The sequence below is a fragment of the Streptomyces boncukensis genome (assembly GCF_011045075.1).
In the GTDB taxonomy this organism is placed as follows: Bacteria; Actinomycetota; Actinomycetes; order Streptomycetales; family Streptomycetaceae; genus Streptomyces; species Streptomyces boncukensis.
Window position 1 is genome coordinate 1 of the sequence record NZ_JAAKZZ010000682.1, and the last position, 3,258, is coordinate 3,258.

Annotated in this window: 3 protein-coding genes; all 3 read left to right on the top strand. The window is 70.9% G+C overall.

Features of this window, described 5'->3' with window-relative positions:
- Positions 1–280 (top strand): hypothetical protein (locus G5C65_RS34165; RefSeq protein ID WP_206442583.1); only part of this gene is annotated, 280 nt, incomplete at its 5' end.
- A gap of 9 nt (positions 281–289) precedes the next feature.
- The gene (locus G5C65_RS34170) at positions 290–817 is read left to right on the top strand and encodes a hypothetical protein (protein ID WP_165302946.1); all 528 of its coding nucleotides are present in this window, start codon (positions 290–292) and stop codon (positions 815–817) included.
- Between the two features lie 6 nt (positions 818–823).
- A partial coding sequence (locus G5C65_RS34175; protein ID WP_165302947.1) for a hypothetical protein occupies positions 824–3,258 on the top strand: 2,435 nt, incomplete at its 3' end.

The window sequence follows — 3,258 nt, forward strand, 5'->3', positions numbered from 1 at the left end:
GGGCGGGGGCCATGCGCAGGAGGGTGGCCCGCGCTCACGGATGACGCTGGTGGGCGAGCAAGGCCCGGAGCTGGTGGACCTGCCGGCGGGGGCGCGGGTGCGCACGTCGGGCGACTCGCGCCGTCTGGCCGCTGCCGCCGACCGTGGTGATGGAGGGCGGCCGATCGTGATCCAGCTCGACGTCGGCGGCCGGGCGCTGGGCGAGATCGTGGTCGATCCCCTGCGCAGAGAAGTCCGGAAGCGTGGCGGCAACGTCCAGGCCGTCCTGGGACAGACGTAAGGGGATCGCATGCATCGCTATACAGCCTGGAACTTCGCCGCGCCGACGACGGCAGCGCCGTCGGCGGTTACGACGGGTACGAGCATCAAGACCATGTTGCAGCTCGCCACGCCCTCGACGCGGCAGCTCACCGTGCTGTCGTGGGGGTTCACGCTGGACCAGCCGCCCAGCTCGACCAACACCGGCACCGTGGAACTGCTCCAGACCGACGTGGCGGCCACCGTGACGGCACACGCGGCCTCGGGGCTGGTGCAGCTCGACCCCAACGCCCCGGACAGCCTGCTCACGCTGGGCACGGGAGCGACGGGCTACACCGCCACCGCCGAGGGCTCCATCACCGCGACGCGGCCCTTCGACCTGGTCGAGGTCCCGGGGCTGACGGCGGGCGCCGACGGGGGCGGCATCGGCGGGCTGACCTACGAGTACCAGTTCATGCCCGACGAGCGCCCCATCGTCGCCGTGTCCCGCTTCCTGCGGGTGCGGGTGACCTTCGCCGCCGCCGTCAACATGACCTGCTACGTGACGTGGGATGAGTGAGTAGCGATGGCCGGTACCAGTGGGCTCGCGGCCCGGGTCGAGGCATGGCGCCGCCGTGCCGGTGCCTGGGCCACGCCTGCCTCCGGGCCCGGCCAGACGGTGGTCACGCACCCGGTGGTGGAGATGCTGCTCGGCACCGCGTGGACGGACATCAGCGAGTACGTGCGCTACGCCGAGGGCGTGTCGATCCGGTGGGGCCGGTCGGATGAGTCGACGCGTCTCCAGCCCGCGCAGTGCGATCTGACACTCGACAACAGAGATGGCCGCTTCTCCCCCCGGAATCCCGCTGGCGCCTATTACGGGCTGATCGGCCGCAATACGCCGCTTCGGGTGTGGACGCAGCAGGGTGAGATCCGCCGCTGGCGCTTCACCGGCGAGCTCGGCGACCTGCCCCCGCGCTGGGACAGCACGGGGACGGACGTGTACGTGCCAGTGGAGGCCGCGGGCATCACGCGGCGGCTGGGCCAGCAGGAGGACCTGCACTCCCCACTCCGCCGCGGCCTGTCGCGGGCGGCTGGGCTGGTGGCCTACTGGCCCTGCGAAGAGCCCTCTGGGGCCACGCAGTTCGCCTCCGGGATCGTGGGCGACCCGGCGATGACGTTCACCGGGTCGCCGCGGCTCAGCTCGGCCTCGGACTACCCGGGCTCGGAGTCGATCCCGCAGGTCAACGGCAGCATCTGGCGGGGCCAGGTGCCGATGTACACGGAGACCGGCGAATCGCAGGTGCGCGCCCTGGTCGCGATCGACGACGACGGGCTGACGGACGGGGTGGTGCTGCTGCGGGTCCGCACGTCGGGCAGTGCCTCGATCTGGCATGTCGTCTACACCAGCGCCACCAATGGGGGCCTGCACCTGAGCGTGGGCGACCAGGACGGCAACATCATCGAAACCAGCGGCACGTTCACCGGCGTCAACGGGCTGCTGATGCGGATGTCGCTGGCGATGGAGCAGGATGGCGCGGACATCGACTACGCGCTACGGGTCCACACGGCAGCCGACCCGCCCGTGACGGGGTGGGCCACCGGCACCATCGCCGGATACACCTTCGACACGGTCTCCTCGGTCGTCGTAGCCAAGGACGGCGACGCGGGCGGCACGGGGTCGCCGGGGGACGTGGCGGTGGGGCACGTCAGCGTGCAGGACGTGGTGACCTCCAGCACGGACATGCTCACGGAGATCCTCGCGCACGAGGGCGAGACAGCCGGGCGCCGCATCGAGCGGTTGTGCGACGAGGAGGACGTGGAGTTCATTGCGACCGGCGACCTGGACGCCACCGAGGCGATGGGGATCCAGGCGGCCGGCGGGCTGCTGGATCTGCTCCAGGAGTGCGTGGACGCGGACCTCGGGATCCTGTATGAGCCGCGGGACATGCTGGGGCTGGGGTACAGGACGCGGGCCACGCTCTACAACCAGACAGCGGCGCTCGCGCTGGACTACAGCGCGGGCGAGACGTTCAATCGGCTGGAGCCGGAGGAGGACGACAAGAACCTCGCCAACCGGGTCACGGCCTCCCGCAAGGGCGGGAGCAGCTACACGGCTGAGCTGGTCACGGGCTCGCTGTCGGTGCAGCCGCCGCCTGACGGGGTGCACCCGTATGAGCAGTCCGTCACGGTCAACGTGGAGACGGACGCGCAGCTGGCGGATCACGCCGGGTGGCGGATGCATGAGGGCACGGTGGATGAGGCCCGGTGGCCGCGCATCACGGTGCTGCTGCACAACGCGCGCATCGCTGCCGATGACGGGCTGGTCACGCAGGTGCTCACGGCCGGTCTCGGCGACCGACTGACGGTATCGAATCTACTCGCGCAGGTCCCCGAGGACGTGTCCCAGCTGGTCCAGGGCCTGCACGAGACGCTGCGGAACCCGGAGCACGAGATCGCGTTCGTGTGCCGCCCCGCCTCGCCGTGGAACGTGGCTACGGCCGGGGACGCGGAGCAGCGGGCCGACACCACCGGCGCCGAACTGGCAGCGGGCGTGGGCGAAGCGGTGACGACGTTCGATGTGCTGACGCCGGTCGACACGGCGCAGAAGTGGGTGACCGCCCCGCCACCGCTGAATGGCAACTGGTCGTTCGAGGATGACCTCGACGAGTGGACGGGCGATGGGGCAACGCTGGACCGCGTTGCGCCGCCCGGCCCGGTCGCCGATGTGCCGTTCGGCGGCTCGTGGGTCATGCAGATCACGCCGGACGGGGTGACCGAGTTCCCCAACGCCGGGTCGGACCAGTATGCGGTGCTGCCGGACGCGGAGTACCGGCTGACGGGGTGGGTGCGCTGCGCCAGCGCCCGCACGGTGAGCCTGAACATCAACTGGTTCGACGGCACCAACTCCTACCTGTCCACCAGCAGCAACGACCTGGCAGTCGCTGCGGATACGTGGACGTGGATGGAGCAGACCGCGACCGCCCCCGCCACCGCCGCGTACATCAACGCTGCCCCCAC

Excerpts from the sequence above, each read along its gene's own strand:
- G5C65_RS34170 (WP_165302946.1), top strand. The coding sequence starts at position 290 with ATGCATCGCTATACAGCCTGGAACTTCGCCGCGCCGACGACGGCAGCG.